We start from the raw sequence: 17,742 nt of genomic DNA on the forward strand, positions 1-17,742 counted from the left end.
GGACTGTGACCCAGGTCGCTATTTGGTATCGAAATGGCTGGTGAGCCTTCCCAACCACACACGTTTCACACTTTCCTCGCGTGTCGGGGTCGCCACACCGTGAATCCAACGGACCAGGTGGCGCGAACCGGGCGCGGCAGCGGCCCCGGATACGGGCGATCGTTGCTGAACCGTGTCCAAACGGGAGGCCTGGACGGCGATCCCCGCCTCACCCACGTCGTAGAGCTGCCCGCGCGGGCCGAGGGCGTCACCGCGTGGCCGGATTGGGCGGCTCCTGACGTCGTCGAGGCGCTGCGCAATACCGGGATAGCGGCGCCGTGGACGCATCAGAACGAGACCGCCGACCTGGCAGCGGCGGGGCGGCACGTCGTGGTGAGCACGGGAACCGCGTCCGGTAAATCCCTCGGCTACGAATTGCCGGTGCTCACCGCGCTCTTGGAGGACCCGAAGGCAACCGCCCTGTATATCTCCCCCACCAAGGCGCTCGGCGCTGATCAACTTCGCGCGATCGGCGCACTCACGCACGAAGGCCCGCTGCGGGAAGTGCATCCGGCGACCTACGACGGAGACACCCCCGCCGAGATCCGCCAATGGGTACGGGCGAACGCGCGGTGGATCTTCACCAACCCGGACATGCTGCATGTCGGCATGCTGCGTTCCCATCAGCGCTGGGCCAGGCTCTTCCGCAGGCTGCGCTACGTTGTCGTCGACGAATGCCACGCCTACCGGGGCGTCTTCGGCTCGCACGTCGCCCTGGTACTGCGCAGGCTGCGGCGGATCGCGGCCCGCTACGGCGCCGACCCGGTCTTCGTCCTGTGCTCGGCGACCACCGCTGAACCGGCGGCCGCGGCATCCCGGCTGATCGGCGCGCCCTGTGTCGCCGTGACCGAGGACGGATCGCCGCAGGGACCGCGCACCGTCGCGCTGTGGGAGCCGCCTTTGCTCACCACGCTGACCGGCGAGAACGGTGCGCCCGTTCGCCGCTCGGCGACCTCGGAAGCGGCACGAATCATGGCTGACCTGGTGGTCGAGGGTGCGCGAACGCTCACCTTCGTCCGGTCGAGACGCGCCGCCGAACTCACCGCGATGGAAGCGCGCAGGCTCCTCACGGAGGTGGATCCGACCCTCGCCGAGCGGATCGCCGCCTACCGCGCGGGCTACCTGGCGGAGGACCGGCGCGAACTGGAGACGGCCCTCTCCGACGGTTCACTGCTCGGCGCGGCCAGCACCAATGCCCTCGAGCTGGGCGTGGACATCGCGGGCTTGGACGCGGTGGTGATCTCGGGTTTCCCCGGCACCGTCGCCTCCTTCTGGCAGCAGGCGGGCCGCGCGGGCAGGCGCGCCCAAGGCTCGCTCGTCGTGCTCGTGGCCAGGGACGATCCGCTCGACACCTTCCTCGTACACCATCCAGAAGCGCTGCTGGACAAGCCGGTCGAGGCCACCATCACCGACCCGCGCAATCCCTATGTATTGGGACCGCAGCTGTTGTGCGCGGCGCTCGAGCTGCCGCTCACCGACGCCGAGGTCGACGAACTCGGCGCGCGGGAGGTCCTCGCCGACCTCGCGGCCGAGGGGCTCATCCGACGTCGCGTGGCAGGCCGGGACGGCGCCGCGCGCTGGTATGTGACCGCGGACACGCAGCCGCACGACAACGTCGACGTACGTGGCGGCATCGGCGCCCCGGTCGCCATCGTCGACGACGAGACCGGCAGGCTGCTCGGCACCGCCGACGCCGGGCGCGCCCCCGCCACCTTGCACCAAGGCGCGGTCCACCTGCACCAGGGCGAGACCTACGTGGTCGACGAGCTCGACCTCGACGGCGGCGTCGCGTTCGTGCACGCGGCCGAACCCGGCTGGACCACCAGCGCGCGGCAGGTCACCAACATCGCCGTCGATACCCTCACCGAACAGCACCGCTATGGGGCCGTGACCAGCGCGTTGGCGCAGGTGACCGTGACCAGCCAGGTGATCGGCTATCTGCGCACCCTGCCCACCGGCGAGGTGCTCGACCTGGTCGAGCTGGATCTCCCGCCGCAGACCCTGCCCACTCGCGCGGTCTTCTACACCGTCACCCCCGAACTCCTCGCCGCCGCAGGCATCGACCCGCGGCAGGTGCCGGGCGCGCTACACGCCGCCGAGCACGCCGCGATCGGCCTGCTGCCGCTGGTCGCCACCTGCGATCGATGGGATATCGGCGGTGTGTCCACCGCCGAGCACCCGGACACCGGTCTGCCCACCGTCTTTGTCTACGACGGCCAGCCCGGAGGCGCCGGCTTCGCCGAACGCGGCTTCGGCCAGCTGCGTCGCTGGCTCGCGGCGACCCTGTCGGCCATCGAGTCCTGCGCGTGCGCGGCGGGCTGCCCGTCGTGCGTGCAGTCGCCCAAGTGCGGGAACGGCAACCACCCACTCGACAAGGGGGCCGCGGCACGGCTGCTGTCCGCCGTACTGGCCGAGCTGAACCGTCCGGCCGAGACCGACATTCCCGCAGGTGACGAGGCGGAACTCGATTCGTAACGGCAGCGTCCTCCTGGCGTGACCGGAGCGGCATCCAGGTGGCGGTCGTCGGCCGTCGGCTGCCCCGGTCGACCCCTGCCGTCCCGTCGCGTAGGACGCGATAGGCGCTCGAATAAAAAGGATTAGATTCATGTTAACTGGGGTATTGCCATGGTGCGTGGCACTCGACGTGCGGATTCATCGCCAAAGAATTCCCGTACCCGCGGGTAAAATAGATATCGCATCGTAATTATTCGATTATTCCTATGGTTCAATTCGTGGTGCGGAACTAACACTGACGAGTGTGCATACTCATCGCTCACAGTTCCTCCGCGACCGGTCCCGCCCGAGCAACCGCATGAACCGTCCGCACCCCGAACAGACCCATTGGTATATTCCGCGTCACAGCCACCGTCGCGTGCCATCCATCGATCCGGCACTCTCTAATCCGCGATCCCATCCGCCGCGCCACCTCCTCCCCCGCCTTACATCCCGCCTCGGTTCCTCCGTCCAATGCCCCGGCCGCCGCCAATGCCGCCAGATCCGCTCCCGCCTGCGCCCGATGCCGCGCAACCACGACCATCCCCACCTGCCCGATCACCAACGCCGCCGCGATCAACCCGATCAACGCCACGCACGCGAACACCGTCGCCCCACCCCGCTCACCTCTCTCACTAGGCGATCGACCGCTCCCTTTCCTTCCGCACCACGCTCCCAGCGCTAGACACGATGACGGGCACGGCGACACCGCGCCGGGTCGACACACACCGGCCAGAGACAGGCAGTGCAACGTCGCGCAGGGTCGCGGTCGACGCACACCGACCAAGGACCGCCAACGCAACACCGCGTCGGACCGCCACACCCAGACAAGAGATCGCGAGCACAACATCGCCCCGGGTCGCAGTCGCCGCGCACCAACCGATGACCACCAGCGCGACACCGAGTCGGACCACCGCACCCCGACCAGAGATCTCGGGCGCAACATCGCCTCGCGTCGCAGTCGCCGCGCACCGACCGATGACCACCAGCGCAACGCCATGTCGAATCGACACACGCCAACCAGGGACCGCCAGCGCAACATCGTCTCCGGCCAGCACATGCCAACCGGTGACCGGCCGCGCAACGCCGTGTTGGGTCGACTCACGCCGACCAGTGACCGGCAGGGCAACATCGCGTCGGGACGCGATCGACGCACACCGCGCGATGACCCGCAGCGCAACGCCGCGTTGAGCCAACGCACGCTGATCGGGCCCGGCCAGCACGACATCGCCTCAAACCGACGCACGCGACCGATGACCGGCAGCACAACACCACGTCAGGTCGACGCACGCCGACCAGGAACGGCCAGCACAACATCGCACCGTGTCGACACACACCGAGCGATGACCGCCAGCGCAACGGCGAGTCAGGTCGTGGCCTACGTACGCCGACCGGTGACGGACGGCGTGCGTAGGCAGGCAGCGACACTGTCGCCCAGCTCGCCGATACTCTTCCTGTCCTGTGTAGCGGCGACGGCCACGTCGGCCTGCTCGCTATGGCGCGGGTGCGACCGGCCCTCCCGTTCACCGCGCCACCTCCGGCTCCAGAGCCGCCACCGCCTCGGCACGTAGCTCGATGGGCAAGAACGGTGTCCGGGCCGAGACCACCGCGACGACGTGCTCGCCCTCGGTGCGGAGCAAGACGGCGGCGTTCGGCGGAGCGACGCGACGGGCCGTCCCGACGGCGTTGGCATCGTCGCCGCGTGCCGCGAGGCGTGCTGCCTCGCGGGCGGCGTCGACGCAGCGGACCTGCGTCGACGCCGCGAGCAGGGCTCCGAGACAAACCATCACCGCAATGACGAGAGAACCGAGCGCGATCGCCGCCTCCACCGTGACGGCCCCACGATCGTCCGCGATCCGACGAGTACCGACACGTCCTCCGGCACCCGCCGCGACGGCCCCACCATCATCCGTGACCGGCCGAGCACCACCACATGGTCCGGCCAGCGCCGTGATGACCCCGCCATCATCCGCGACACGACGGGCGCCGACACGTCCTCCGGCACCCGCCGCGACGGGCCCGCCAGCATGTCGAACGGCCTCCGCGACTACACCGTCGTGTTCAGGGCGCGATCGATGATCTTCGTCAACGCGTCCACGATCGAATCCCCGGTGACCACTCCGTACAGCACCGCGCCGAAGGCCGCCGCGGCGATCGTTCCGATGGCATATTCCGCCGTACTCATGCCATCGTCGGCGACAGCTGCCCGCGCCGTGCGAAGCTGGAGTTGTGCAATGGCCGCCTTCACCCGGCCGCCGAGCGGGCGGGATCGAGACCCCGAATCTGCCTCGCCCGCTGCTGTTCTCGACGATACGGCCCGGCTGAGTTCCGGGCCTCTTCCGGTTCCGTACGTAGCCATCCCGCGCCGCATCACCTTCCTGCGCAACCTCACACGGATCCGGGCTGCTCGAATGCCGATTACCTGGGCGACCCGCTGGATCGGACTCCTTCGCGAGCCCGCCGTCGCCTCCGCGGAACCACGCAGCGTACGGACCACTTCGGCCGTCGAATCCCGCACGGCCGCTTGGGCGCGAGCCAAACGCTCGGCGAGCAGCGGGCCGACAACTCGTCGCCGCATGCGGTCCGTCGGTTTCTCGATTCGCACCGGCTTCCCCTTTCTCTTGGGCCCGCGCGGCCGATCCGCGCGGGCAAGCCTGTTGCCGTCGAGCACGACTCGTGAGGAGGTCCCCGTTCACAGGAGACCTCCTTCGAGGACGCGGCCCGCCAGTCCGATCACCACGGGCACGATCCCCAAGCACAGGAACGCGGGCAGGAAGCACAGACCCAGTGGCCCGCCGATCAGCACGCCCGCGCGTTCCGCGCGGGCCGCTGCCGCATCCTCGACGGCGCGTCGGTGCTGGTCGGCGAGTTCTCCGACGGCGACCGCCAGCGAAGCGCCCGACCGCGCCGAACGGCGCGCCATCCGCGCCAGCGAATCGATCTCGGCGGCTCCCGGCCGACCCTGCGCATCCCGCGCCGCACGCTCCCACGCCGCGCTCGGCTCCGCTCCGAGCGCCAGCAGATCTGCGGCAGTGCGCAGTGCCGCGCCCACCGCCTGCGGTGCGCCGGCCGCCACCGCGCGCGCCGCATCCGCCATCGGCAGACCCGCTCGCAGGCACGCGGCGAGCAGATCGAACACCGACGCGATATCGAGCGGATCGGAGGTGCGCGGCTTCTCCGGCTCCGCCTCCTTTCCCTCCTCGGCCTGCCACAGCACCCGCAGCCTCCGACCGACGCCGACGCGCCCCGGCCACAAAGCAAACGCCCCCGCCATCGCCAACGCTGCGACACTGGCCTCGACAGCCATCCGAATCCCCTTCCACCCGGCCGAATCCGTCAGAACCGGTCGGCATCACATCCCGACTCGCCGCCGCATTCCGACTTGCCGCCGCACTCCGACCCGCCACCGAAGCCCGAGCCATCACCGCATGCCGACTCGCCACCGCAACCCCGCCGACCGCCGCAACCCGACCCATCACCGGAGCCCGACACGCCACCGCACTCCGACCTGCCACCGCATCCCAACTCGTCGAAGCCCGACCCACCACCGCAACCCGATTCGCTACCGAAGCTCGACTCGCTACCAAGACGTGCGCACGCGCCGTGGTGATCGCCCGATGAGGTGCACCGCCCCCGCATTCCGTCGAAGCCATCGCGGCCTGTGCCGACGAGGCGGGCGCCAACGAGGCCGGAGCAAGGAACGCCGTCAGGACATAGCCGATCGCTACGCGCAGCCGACCGAGCATCCGCTGGGATTCGGTCCGACCCATCCGACTCCCGCTCACCTCCGGCGCGCCGTCGACCAGCAGGACCGGCGCCCGCTCCCCGCACACCGCATCGCGCCCCTTCACACCAGCGCCTTTCGCGTGATCGCATCGCTCCACAGCAGCCCGATACAGGCCAGTGCCACCCCGAGTGGGAGGAGCAGGCTTCCCGCCGCCGAGGCGAACAGGACTCGCAGCGGGTCGGCACCCATCAGCTGGCCCAGGGCCAAGCCGAGCAGCGGGAGGGTGGACAGGACAGTGGCGGTAGCGCGAGCACCCGAGAGGGCGGCGGTGGCGCGAGCGCGAAAACGGATGCGGCCCACCAGGTCTGCGCGAGCGGCCGTCAGGAGTTCGGCGAGCGCCAGGCCGTAATGTTCCGCGATCCGCCACGCGTCGGCGATGCGAGCGAGCTCCGCGCCGATGACGGCGTGCGGGTCGCGCAGACCGTCGGCGGCGGAACCGCCCAGCTTGCCGCGCGCGGCGCTGACAGCGAAAGCGTGGGCCGCCGCACCGCGCGATTCCCTCGCGGCGACATCCGCTGCCGCACTCGGGTGCGCGCCGACTCGCAATTCGCCGATGACCGCCTCGAGCGCGTCGAGGAGATGGGCGCATGCTTCTGCACGACGGCGGTCGGCGCGAGCCCGTCGCCGACGCAGGCCCACGGTGCCCGCGAGCATCGCCGCGGCGAGGAAGACACCGATGCCCAATGGCAGAGTGGACGCAAGCGCCGAACCGGCGACGACACGAAAAATGTTGCGGTACTGAGGCTTTAGCACCTCGTGCCGCGCGAACAGGACTCGCATTCTTCGGCCTGGACCTACCGGAGGCACCGTCAGCACCGCGAGCGCCAAGCACACCATCGCCGCGCTCATCGACCGATCCGTTCCGCCAGCAGAGCTGCCAGCCCGGCCGCACCTGGAATCGGCGCATCGTCGGCGCGCCAAGCCGCGACAATGCGCACCCTGCCGCTCTCGTCACGGTCGAGCACGCCGATCTCCCGCAGACCGCGCGAGCCGTCCGCCCGCCGGTGCACGTGCAGCACCACCTGCACCGCGGCGGCCAATTGGCTGTGCAGCGCCGCGCCGTCCATGCCACCGAGCGCGGCGAGCGCTTCCAACCTGGCGGGGACTTCCCGCGGGGAGTTCGCATGGACCGTGCCCGCGCCGCCATCGTGCCCGGTGTTCAGCGCGGTGAGCAGATCGACGACTTCGGCGCCACGAACCTCGCCGACCACGATGCGGTCCGGTCGCATGCGCAGCGCCTGCCGCACCAGGTCGCGCACCGTGACCGCCCCGACGCCCTCGACGTTCGCCGTGCGTGCCACGAGTCGCACCACGTGCGGGTGTGGCGGCGCGAGCTCGGCCGCGTCCTCGACGCACACGATCCGCTCGCGGGCGTCGACTTCGGCGAGCAGCGCGGACAAGAGGGTAGTTTTCCCCGCGCCCGTGCCGCCGACCACAAGGAACGCGAGCCGGGCCCGGACGATGCGCTCCAGCAGGGTTTTCGCGTCCGGCGGCACCGCGCCCGCCGCCGCAAGCGCGCCCAGCCCTTGGGTGGCGGGGCGCAGCACTCGCAGCGACAGGCACGTTCCGCCGTGTGCGATCGGCGTGAGCACCGCGTGCAGCCGGACGCCGAACGAATCACCAAGCGCCGCTTCGGTTCCGGCCAGCCGACCGTCCACCCACGGCTGCGCGTCGTCGAGCCTGCGCCCCGCCGAAAGCGCCAACCGCTGGGCAAGCCTGCGCACCGCCGCCTCGTCCGGGAACGTGACCGGGGTCTTCTCCAGCCCGTGCCCGCGGTCGATCCATACCGCGTCGGGCGCCGTCACCAGGACATCCGCGACCCGCGGATCGTGCAGCAGGGGCTCCAACACGCCCGCGCCGGTCATCTCGGTCTGCAACAGCCGCAGCGCGCGCAGCAGGTCGGTGTCACCGAGGACGCCGCCCGCTTCGGCGCGAATGGCCGCCGCCACCGCCGCCGGGTCCGGATCGCCGGGTTCCCCCGCCAGCCGCTCCCGCACGCGATCCAGGAGCTCGGCCGTCACCAGCGCGCTCACCGTTCGCGCCGCACGGTCGGCGCGCCGAGCACCGCGAGCACGGCATCGGCCGCGTCTTTCAGCGGCCCGCGCCGCGGCGTGGAGAGTCCGCCGCGTTCCAGGCGGGCCGCCACACCACCTTCGGCGCGGACGGCCGCCAGCAGCGGCAGGTCGAGGACCTCGGCCACCTCGGCTCCGCGCAGGCCGCCCGGCGCCGGACCGCGGACCACCAAGCCCTGGTTGGGATTTCGTCTGCCGATGTACGCCGCGACGGACTCCGCCGCGGCCACCGCCCGCAGCGTGGCATGCACGATCAACACCACCAGATCCGCGCTTTCGAGCATCTGCTCCGCGTGCGCGCCGCGCTCACCGGACACGTCGCAGATCACGAGATCGCCTGCGGCACGGCCTGCTTCGATCACCGCGCGGGCGGCGCCCGCCCCGATCGGGCTCGGCAATCGACCGGCACCGCCGCGGCCGCAGGACAGCACGGACAGGCCCGGTGACGCCTTCGGCAGCGCACTGTGCAACGCCGTCGCCGCGATCCTGCCGTCTTCGACGACCAGGTCCGGCCAGCGCAGCCCAGTGCCGGTCTCGATGCCCAACAGCAGGTCGAGACCGCCGCCGAGGGGCGCTCCGTCGACGAGGAGAGTGTCGCGCCGGAACCCGTCGGCGGCGGCGCGCAGGGCGGTGGCGGCCGCGAGAACGGAGGCTCCCGCGCCACCGCTCGCACCGGCGACAGCCACCACGACACCGTCGGACGCGCGCCTTTCGCCGTGCTCAGCAAACTTCTCGATAAGCCCCACCGCGGCCCCCGGCAGCGCGATGACGCGCTCGGCTCCGACCGCCGCCGCTGCCTGCCATCCGGTTAGTCCGGGCTCCCCATCGGTCACCAGAACGACGCCGCCGCGGCGCGGGTAACCGGCCGCCGCGCACTCACCCGCCGCGGCTGTGTCGAGGATCACCATTGGCGCTCCTGACCAGGCGTGTCTGCCCACCGGCGGCTCGCGTTCGTCGAGCAGGCGTTCCGCGGCCGCGGCGACCCGGCGGACCTCGTCTCGTAGCCGGACATCCCGGATGAGCACGAGCGCGGGCGAGATCGGGGCCGTCTGCGCGACGTCGTTGTCCATGCAGGTCAGCGTGGTGCAAGCGGAGGCTCGCCAGAAGACCCGAGATGCCGAATGTGGATAACTCCGACGCTGTGGACAACCGCCGGACCGACGAACAAGGGGTATTCGTCCCCGAAATAGAGGACGGCCCCAGCCGGGGGGGGAGGAGGCTGGGGCCGTCGGGTTCAGCCCCGGGGGGTCGGGCTGAACGCGCCTGGACCATGTCCAGGTGCCAGCAATACTACACCCAATCCCCGGCACGCACGCAAGTCCGTCATCGAAGAACTTTGCCGTCGCCGCCGCTCCGGCGTCTGTCGAGCAAACTCGTGGCCGCACCCGCGGACCCGACCCGCCCACCGGCATTTGCACGGCGTGCATATTCTGAACGGGTGACGGCCGAGGGCGACCAAACAACGGATCCGGACCACCAGGCGGGCGCCGCGACGACAGCGGACAGCGCCCCGACCAGGCGCGGGCGCGTCGCCGCGTTCTTCGATCTGGACAAGACAGTGATCGCGAAATCGAGCACCTTCGTGTTCAGCAAGCCGTTCTTCGCCCAGGGGCTGCTCAATCGCAGGGCCGTGCTGGAGAGCAGCTACGCTCACTTCCTCTTTTTGCTGTCGGGCGCCGACCACGACCAGATGGAGCGGATGCGCGAACATCTGACGAAGATGTGCGCGGGCTGGGACGTCGAGCAGGTGAAATCCATTGTCGCCGAGACACTTCACGAGCTAGTCGACCCGCTGATCTATGCCGAGGCCGCCGATCTCATTGCCGACCACAAGATTCGGGGCCACGACGTGGTGATCGTCTCGGCGTCCGGCGAGGAGATGGTCGGCCCCATCGCGGAAGTGCTCGGCGCCTCACGCACCGCGGCGACCAGGATGGTCGTCGAGGACGGGAAGTACACCGGCGATGTCGAGTTCTACTGCTACGGCGAAGGCAAGGTCGAGGCCATCGAAAAGCTCGCCGCCGCAGAGGGTTACGACCTATCGCGCTGCTACGCCTACTCCGATTCGGTGACCGATCTGCCGATGCTGAGCGCCGTCGGCCACCCGACGGCCGTGAACCCGGATCGCAACCTCCGCCGCGAGGCGACTGCCCGCGGCTGGCCGATCCTCGCCTTCTCCAACCCGGTCTCGCTGTGGGCGCGGTTCCAGTCGCCCTCGTCGACCACCCTTGCCGCGACGGCGGCTGTCGGACTCAGCGCGGTGCTGGCTGGAGCGATCAGTTATCGCCTGCTGCGCCGCCGCCGCTGATCATTGACTGCGCGCCCTGCTGCCCGCCGCCGCGCTGTTCAACGCGGGTAGCCGATGGCTTGCCGCGGGTTCGACGGCCCGCCCCAGAGGCGTTCGCGACCAGGCATTCAAGCACGAAACGCCGACGAACACGCCGATTTTTCATTGTTTTCTCGACCCTTGAGTGAGCCCGCTCACAGTGGTAGAAATGAGTCACGGAAGGACGGAAGGCCAAGGCGGAACCGGAAGAGAAGGTTCAGTCTCCCATCCCACCCTTCCCAGCACGGACACCAGGCACCCACGCGGAGCACGCCGCGACAAGGGCAGAAGCGTTGTGGGCCTGCGAGATTCGAATTGTCGACGGCGAAGGCCTCGCACAGGTTGCGGGGATGAACCGGCGGAGTTCGAATAGTCGCCGAGGCCGCAGAACACAACCCACCTAGCACGCTTGGTAACCCGGTAGTCCGTGCTAGCGGGCGGTGAGGTCGTCAACGACAACGCCGCCCGCTTTGATGTGCCGGGGGGAGTTCGAAAGCCGGACGCCGCTCCGAGCCGCTATCCCGACGCCGCGTCGGCGATCGACGTCGCCTCACGTGCGCCGTCCTCCAGCGCGCCGCAGCACAGAATCACCCAACCGCCGACCGCCTCGGGCCTGCCTGTTCCGAATTCCGCGGCCGCGGCTTCGTACGCCTGCTTGCGCCGCAACCAGAACACCTCCGGCACACCCAGGCTGTGCGGGTCCAGGCCCCTTGCCACCGACACCAGCCGCGACGCGGCACGCGCGACGATCCCGTCCGCCGTGCCGAACGGTCGCAGCGCCAGTAGCTCGCCGTGCACCACCGACGCGACGACCGGCGCTGGCGCCTTGGTGGCCAACACGGTCTGCGCCAGCAGGTCAAGTCGCTCGGCGACGCCCGCGTCGGCGCGTGGCCGCCCGAGCAGCTGTTCGTCGGTGACCAAGTCGGCGGCCGCAAGCAGGTGCAGCCGGGCCAGCGCCTGGAGCGGTGCGCGCTGCCAGGTGCCCGCCAGGTTGCGCAGGGCGTCGCCGTCCAGCGCCTGCCCGACGCGCAGCGAGCCGGCCAGAATCGGATCCTCCACCCGGCCGTCGGCGGGCAGATCTGTGCTGCCGCCGTCGATGGCCGCGGAGGACCGTGCCGCGCGCACCGCCGCCTCGGCCGCGGTGGTCGGCCAGCCGCGCCGGTTCGCCTTGTGCCGGTGCACCGCGGCCAGCGCATCGCGGGCGCGGTCGGCGGCGTCGCGCACGCCGGGCAGGTCGACGAGGGGCTGCAGCGGGTCGGTCACGGGATACGAGGCTACTTGCGCGCTCGCCTCACCCCGCCAGCAGATCCCGCCCCGGGATCGCGTCGAGCAGCCTGCGCGTGTAGTCCTCGCGCGGGTGGTCGAACACCTCCGCGGCGCTCGCCGCCTCGACGACCCGGCCCTGCTGCATGACGAGCACGTCGTCCGCGATCTGGCGCACCACGGCCAGGTCGTGCGAGATGAACAGGTAGGAATGCCCCAGCTCGGCCTGTAGATCGTTGAGCAGATTCAGGATCTGCGCCTGCACGAGCACGTCGAGCGCGGACACGGCCTCGTCGCAGACCACAACCTCGGGAGACAGCGCGAGGGCCCGCGCGATCGCGACCCGCTGACGCTGGCCGCCGGACAGCTCGTTCGGATAGCGCCGTTGCACCGAGGCGGGCAGCGACACCTTGTCCAGCAGGTCGCGCACCACCGCGGCGCGCTCCTTCGGCGTGCCGATCCGGTGGATGCGCAGCGGCTCCTCGATCGTGCGGAAGATCGAGTACATGGGATCGAGCGAGCCGTATGGATCCTGGAAGATCGGCTGCACCCGGCGACGGAAGGCGAAGGCGCCCTTGCGGTCCAATGTGGTCACGTCGCGTCCGTCGAAGGCGACAGCGCCGGAGGTAGGCGCGAGCAAACCGAGCACCATCTGCGCGACGGTCGACTTGCCCGAGCCGGATTCGCCGACGATGGCGGTGGTGGTGCCACGGCGCAGCCGGAACGAAACGTCATCGACCGCGCGCAGTTCCGATGACTTCCACGGCGCTGCGCCGCGGATCGGGAACACCTTGGTGAGGCGTTCGGCGACCACCACGTCGGGCGCGACCGCTTCGGCCTCGGCGACCTGCTCGGCCTGCTCGCGAATCTCGATCCGCTTGCGCACCGCGGAGAGCCGCTGCGAGGCGAGCGAGGGCGCGGAGTTCACCAGCTTCTTGGTGTAGGCGTGCTGGGGATCGCGCAGAATGCGCAGCGCGGGACCGGATTCCACCACCCGCCCCCGGTACATCACCACCAGGTGCTCGGCCCGCTCGGCCGCCAGCCCGAGGTCGTGCGTGATGAGCAGGACGGCGGTGCCGAGTTCGGCGGTCAGCCCGTCGAGATGATCGAGGATCTGGCGCTGCACGGTGACGTCCAGCGCCGAGGTCGGCTCGTCGGCGATCAACAGCTTCGGACGGCACGACAACCCGATCGCGATCAGCGCCCGCTGCCGCATGCCGCCGGAGAATTCGTGCGGGTACTGATTCACCCGCCGTGCCGCATCCGACATGCCCGCTTCCTCGAGCAGTTCGACGGCCCGTCGGCGCGCCTCGGATCCTTTGGCGATCCCGTTGGCCTCCAACGTCTCCCGAACCTGGAAGCCGACCTTCCACACCGGATTCAGGCTGGACATCGGGTCTTGCGGCACCAGCCCGATGCCGCGCCCGCGCACCGCGAGGATCTCCTTCTTCGACGCCTTGGTGAGGTCCTTGCCGTCGAACACGATGGACCCCGCGGTGATCCGGCCGGTGCCAGGCAGCAGATCGATGACGGCGTGTGCCGTGGTGGTCTTCCCGGAACCCGACTCACCGACAATCGCCACGGTCTGCCCCGGGTACACGGTGAGGCCGACGTTGCGCACGGCGGGCACCTGCCTGCCCTCGGAGCTGAAACAGACGTCGAGATCACGGATTTCGAGCAGCGGACGGTCCGTCATCGCGACGCTCACCTCTTCCTTGCCTTCGGGTCGAGCGCGTCGCGCACCGCGTCGCCGAGCATGATGAAGCTCAGCACCGTGATGGCGAGCGCGGCGGCGGGATAGAACAGGATTGCCGGCGAGGTACGCAGATCGTTCTTGGCCCGCGCGATGTCGCCGCCCCAGGACACGATGTCGGGCGGCAATCCCACCCCGAGATACGACAGCGTCGCCTCGGTGACGATGAAGACCCCCAGCCAGATCGTGGAGACCACGATGAGCGGGCCCGCCGCGTTCGGCAGCACATGCCGGACCAGCGTTCCCGTTCTGGAGACGCCCAACGCCTTTGCCGCCGTGACGTATTCGCTGTTCTTGGCCTCGATGACCGCGCCGCGAGCGATGCGGGCCGCCTGCGGCCAGGTGAACGAGGCGAGCACCAGGACGACGTTCCACATGGTCGCCGGCCGCAGCATCTGCAGCAGGACGATCGCGGCGAGCATCATCGGGATGGCGAAGAAGATCTCCGCGATGCGCGAGACGATCTCGTCCAACACCCCGCCGAAGAACCCGGCCGCCGCACCGAGCGTGCCGCCGATCAGCACGAACAGCGCCGCCGCGCTCAGCCCGACCAGCACCGAGGCCCGCGCGCCGTAGATGGTCCTGGTGTAGACGTCGCAACCCTGCCGGTCGAAGCCGAAGGGATGTCCCGGGCGCGGGGGCGCCATGATGTCGTCGCCGAGGCAGCGGCGCGGGTCCTGATCGGTGAACAAGCCCGGCCACAGCACCACCACCGTCACCGCCACGATCAACAGCACGGCGACCAGGAAGATCGGGTTGCGCCGCAGCTGCCGCCACGCGTCGCCCCAGATGCTGGTCGGCTCGCCCGACGCGTCGACGCGGTCGGTGGCGAGCACCTCCACCTCGTCGGCAGGCGCGACGTAGTACTCCTGACCGGGCCGGATGTCGCTGCTCACATTCTTCTCCAGCTCAGGCATAGCGGATCCTCGGATCGAGTGCGGCGTAGAGCAGATCCACGATCAGGTTGGCGAGCAAGAAGATCACCACCAGCACCGTGACGAACGAGACGACCGTCGGCGGCTCCACCCGCTGGATTGCCTGGTAGAGCGTGCCGCCGACGCCGGGGATGTTGAAGATCCCCTCGGTGACGATGGCACCGCCGATCAGCGCGCCGAGATCGGCGCCGAGGAAGGTAACCACCGGGATCATCGAGTTGCGCAGGATGTGCACGGTCACCACGCGGCGCCTGCTCAGTCCTTTGGCGGTCGCGGTGCGCACGTAGTCGGCGGACATGTTCTCTGCCACCGAATTTCGTGTCAGTCGCAGCACATAGGCGAACGAGAGCGATCCGAGCACGAACGCGGGCAGCAGCAGTTCGGTGAAACTCGCCTTCGCGCTGACGGTCGTCGGCGCGATGCCCCACTTCACGCCGAACAGGAACTGCGCGACATAGCCGACGACGAACACCGGCACGGCGATGATCACCAGGCTGGCCACCAACATCGTCGAATCGAACAGCTTGCCCTTGCGCAGCCCCGCGATCAGGCCGAACACGATGCCGAACACGCCTTCGACGAACACCGCCATGAAGGCGAGCTTGATCGTGATCGGAAAGGCCCTCGCCAGCTCGTCGCGCACCGGACGGCCGGAGTAGGCGGTGCCGAAATCGAAGGTCAGGATGCCTTTCAGGTAGAACAGGTACTGGGTGATGAACGGCTCGTCGAGGTGATATCTGGCGCGCAGCTGGGCCTCTACCGCCGGGGTGAGCGGCTTCTCACCGGCCAGCGCTTTGATCGGATCGCCGGGGATGAGAAAGACCATCGCGTAGATGAGCAGCGTCGCGCCGAGGAACACCGGGATCATCTGGAGCAGGCGCCGCACGACATACCAAGCCATATTTCCTCCGGAAAGTGCGGAGCCGGGCCGGCTTTCGCGGTCGGCCCGGCACCCGCGGCGTCTACTTCTCGATGCCCTCGAAGTCGAAAAGGCCGTTCCAGGCCAGGTGGGCGTTGCGGACCCGATCCGAATGTCCGGCCGCCGCCACGTAGTCCAGCACTGGGATGTCGGCCATGTCCCTGATCAGCAGTGCCTGCGCCTGGGCGATGATCCGGTAGGACTCCTCCTGGGTCGGCGCGGCGAGCGCGGCGTCGAGCAGGCGGTCGAATTCGGGGTTGTCGTAGTTGACGTTGTTGGTCTCGGAGTAGCTGTAGTACTGCGAGGTGAGGAACTGCAGCATCGTCGGATAGTCGCCTTGCCAGCCGTAACGGAAGGACTTGCCGATGGTTTCGGCGTTCACCTCGTCGCGGATGTTCTTGAAGGTCGGGTACGGCACCGCGATGGCGTCGATACCGAGGGTGTTCTTGACGCTGTTGGCCACCGCCTCCACCCACGCCTGGTGCCCGCCGTCGGAGTTGTAGGCGATCTCGTAGCGGCCCGACCACGGCGAGATGGCGTCGGCCTGCGCCCACAGCCGCTTGGCCTCCTCGGGGTTGTACTTCAGCACCTCCGAACCGGGCAGGTTGCCGTCGAAGCCGGGCAGCGTGCTCGCGGTGAAGTCGCGGGCCGGGATGCGGGTGCCGTGAAAGATCTTCTCGCAGATCTGTTCCCGGTTGATCGCCAGCGAGATGGCGCGGCGGCGCAGCAGTCCCTCCTCGCCCGCGAAGTGCGGGACATTGGACTGGACGCCGATGTGCTGGTTCTGCGCGACCGGCTTGGCGATCGCGCGATCGCCGAGCTCCTGCTTGTACACCGAGAGCGCGCTGGCCGGAATGGTGTCGAGCGCGTCGAGATTGCCGGACTGGAGATCGGCGTACGCGGTGTCGAAGGACTGGTACATGACGAACCGCAGGCCCTTGTTCTTGGCCGGGCGGCCGCCCCGATAGTCCGGATTGGGCACCAGATCGATCTTGACGTTGTGCTCCCAGGCGCCCGCGTCGGCGAACTTGTACGGTCCGTTGCCGATCGGGTTCTGCCCGAACGCCTTCATATCCTGGAACGCCGCCTCGGGCAGCGGATAGAAGGGCGCGTAACCGAGTTCGCTCTCGAAATCGATGGAGGGCGCCTTCAGCTCGACGGTGAAGGTGCGATCGTCGACAACCTTCAGGCCTGACATCGTCTGGGCGGTGGGCTTTTCCGCCGACACTTCGTCGAAGCCGAGGATCGGCGAGAACACATAGCTCTGGAGCTGCGCGTTGGTGCCGAGCGCGCCGTAGTTCCACGCGTCGACGAACGATTTGGCGGTCACCGGCGTGCCGTCGGTGAACTTCCAATCCGGCTCGATGGTGATCCGGTAGTTCTTCCGATCGGCGGTCTCGATCGACTGCGCCATCTCGTCGTGCGCTTTGCCGTCGGCGTCGTAGTACTTGAGCCCGGCGAACAGTCGGTCGACCACCCGGCCGCCCATGTTCTCGTTGGTGTTGGTCGGCACCAGCGGGTTCTGTGGCTCGGCGCCGTTGACCGTGACCATGTCGGCGTCGGCGCCGTCGCCGGTGGAACACGCGGACAGTCCTAGGCTCGTGGCCAGCAGGACGCCCGCGACGAGCGCGGTAACTCTGTGGAATCGCAACGCGTACTCCCGATTTCGAGAAGGTCGAAGGCGGCTACACGGCCCGCGCCCCGTGATCCTCTCCAGCGCGTGCCCACGTCCCGCCTCGGATGTCAGGGACGTTAGCCATCGGCGGGGGACCTTGTCATCGGATCGCCCTATGTTCGTTTCACTTGTTACCAATGCGGCAACATCGGCGAAACACCGCAACTATGCCACCGCGGCGGCGCGATCCGGTGCGTACTCATCGGCGCGGCGTAGGTCACAGGTGACTAGTGTCGAGATCGGGCAGAGCCGACGCGAAAGAAGAGACGTGATGACCGAAACCACCGCAGACCACCGGGACTCGTATCCGCCCAGCGCGGAATTCGCCGCCGCGGCGAATGCCGACGCCGCGCTGTACCGGGCGGCCGCCGACGATCGCGACGCCTTCTGGGCCGAGCAGGCCGAGCGGCTGCACTGGCATCAGAAGTGGACACAGGTCCTGGACTGGAGCGACGCACCCGTCGCCAAGTGGTTCGTCGA

Annotated in this window: 15 protein-coding genes; 3 read left to right on the top strand and 12 right to left on the bottom strand. The window is 69.3% G+C overall.

The genetic code is table 11. The annotated features are described in order from the left end of the window. The first annotated feature begins 162 nt into the window (after positions 1–162). Positions 163–2,514, top strand: coding sequence for a DEAD/DEAH box helicase (locus AB0H50_RS34490; RefSeq protein WP_357461188.1), 2,352 nt, complete (start codon positions 163–165; stop codon positions 2,512–2,514). A gap of 298 nt (positions 2,515–2,812) precedes the next feature. On the opposite strand, the gene AB0H50_RS34495 is transcribed toward AB0H50_RS34490, so the two are convergent. The 7 genes from AB0H50_RS34495 to ssd form a co-directional block, all read right to left on the bottom strand. Continuing rightward, the gene (locus AB0H50_RS34495; RefSeq protein WP_357461190.1) at positions 2,813–3,760 is read right to left on the bottom strand and encodes an Rv3654c family TadE-like protein; all 948 of its coding nucleotides are present in this window, start codon (positions 3,758–3,760) and stop codon (positions 2,813–2,815) included. A gap of 295 nt (positions 3,761–4,055) precedes the next feature. Beyond that, positions 4,056–4,388 carry a TadE family type IV pilus minor pilin gene (locus AB0H50_RS34500; protein WP_357461229.1) on the bottom strand — a complete coding sequence of 111 codons (333 nt, stop codon included), beginning with the start codon at positions 4,386–4,388 and terminating at the stop codon, positions 4,056–4,058. Positions 4,389–4,579: 191 nt separating this feature from the next. After that, positions 4,580–4,780, bottom strand: a complete 201-nt coding sequence (locus AB0H50_RS34505; RefSeq protein ID WP_357461193.1) for a DUF4244 domain-containing protein — start codon at positions 4,778–4,780, stop codon at positions 4,580–4,582. A gap of 444 nt (positions 4,781–5,224) precedes the next feature. Beyond that, on the bottom strand, positions 5,225–5,839 hold the full coding sequence (locus AB0H50_RS34510) for a type II secretion system F family protein (RefSeq protein ID WP_357461196.1): 615 nt from the start codon (positions 5,837–5,839) through the stop codon (positions 5,225–5,227). A 540-nt stretch (positions 5,840–6,379) separates the two neighbouring features. Continuing rightward, positions 6,380–7,003, bottom strand: coding sequence for a hypothetical protein (locus AB0H50_RS34515; protein ID WP_357461199.1), 624 nt, complete (start codon positions 7,001–7,003; stop codon positions 6,380–6,382). 161 nt (positions 7,004–7,164) lie between these two features. Then, positions 7,165–8,352, bottom strand: coding sequence for a TadA family conjugal transfer-associated ATPase (locus AB0H50_RS34520; protein ID WP_357461201.1), 1,188 nt, complete (start codon positions 8,350–8,352; stop codon positions 7,165–7,167). After that, entirely contained in the window at positions 8,349–9,461 is a 1,113-nt protein-coding gene (gene ssd / locus AB0H50_RS34525) for a septum site-determining protein Ssd (protein WP_357461203.1), read from the bottom strand. Before ssd ends, AB0H50_RS34520 begins: the two co-directional genes overlap by 4 nt. A 368-nt stretch (positions 9,462–9,829) precedes the next feature. Here ssd and AB0H50_RS34530 point away from each other — a divergent pair, with 368 nt between their 5' ends. Continuing rightward, positions 9,830–10,699: an HAD-IB family hydrolase gene (locus AB0H50_RS34530; protein ID WP_357461205.1), complete on the top strand. Its 870-nt coding sequence runs from the start codon at positions 9,830–9,832 to the stop codon at positions 10,697–10,699. Positions 10,700–11,233: 534 nt separating this feature from the next. Here AB0H50_RS34530 and AB0H50_RS34535 read toward each other — a convergent pair. The 5 genes from AB0H50_RS34535 to AB0H50_RS34555 all read right to left on the bottom strand — a co-directional run bounded on the left by AB0H50_RS34535 (position 11,234) and on the right by AB0H50_RS34555 (position 17,139). After that, the gene (locus AB0H50_RS34535) at positions 11,234–11,980 is read right to left on the bottom strand and encodes an oxidoreductase (protein ID WP_357461207.1); all 747 of its coding nucleotides are present in this window, start codon (positions 11,978–11,980) and stop codon (positions 11,234–11,236) included. A 28-nt stretch (positions 11,981–12,008) separates the two neighbouring features. Continuing rightward, positions 12,009–13,676 carry an ABC transporter ATP-binding protein gene (locus AB0H50_RS34540; RefSeq protein WP_357461209.1) on the bottom strand — a complete coding sequence of 556 codons (1,668 nt, stop codon included), beginning with the start codon at positions 13,674–13,676 and terminating at the stop codon, positions 12,009–12,011. Positions 13,677–13,684: 8 nt separating this feature from the next. Further along, positions 13,685–14,650 carry an ABC transporter permease gene (locus tag AB0H50_RS34545; protein WP_357461211.1) on the bottom strand — a complete coding sequence of 322 codons (966 nt, stop codon included), beginning with the start codon at positions 14,648–14,650 and terminating at the stop codon, positions 13,685–13,687. Further along, a complete protein-coding gene (locus AB0H50_RS34550; protein ID WP_357461213.1) occupies positions 14,643–15,569 on the bottom strand; it encodes an ABC transporter permease in 927 nt (308 codons plus the stop codon). Before AB0H50_RS34550 ends, AB0H50_RS34545 begins: the two co-directional genes overlap by 8 nt. A gap of 61 nt (positions 15,570–15,630) precedes the next feature. Beyond that, the gene (locus AB0H50_RS34555; protein ID WP_357461231.1) at positions 15,631–17,139 is read right to left on the bottom strand and encodes an ABC transporter substrate-binding protein; all 1,509 of its coding nucleotides are present in this window, start codon (positions 17,137–17,139) and stop codon (positions 15,631–15,633) included. Positions 17,140–17,533: 394 nt separating this feature from the next. Between AB0H50_RS34555 and AB0H50_RS34560 the strand changes: the two genes are divergently transcribed. After that, positions 17,534–17,742: acetyl-coenzyme A synthetase N-terminal domain-containing protein (locus AB0H50_RS34560; RefSeq protein WP_357461215.1), on the top strand; the 209-nt coding region annotated here is incomplete at its 3' end.

This window comes from Nocardia sp. NPDC050793, assembly GCF_040654065.1.
Classification (GTDB): domain Bacteria; phylum Actinomycetota; class Actinomycetes; order Mycobacteriales; family Mycobacteriaceae; genus Nocardia.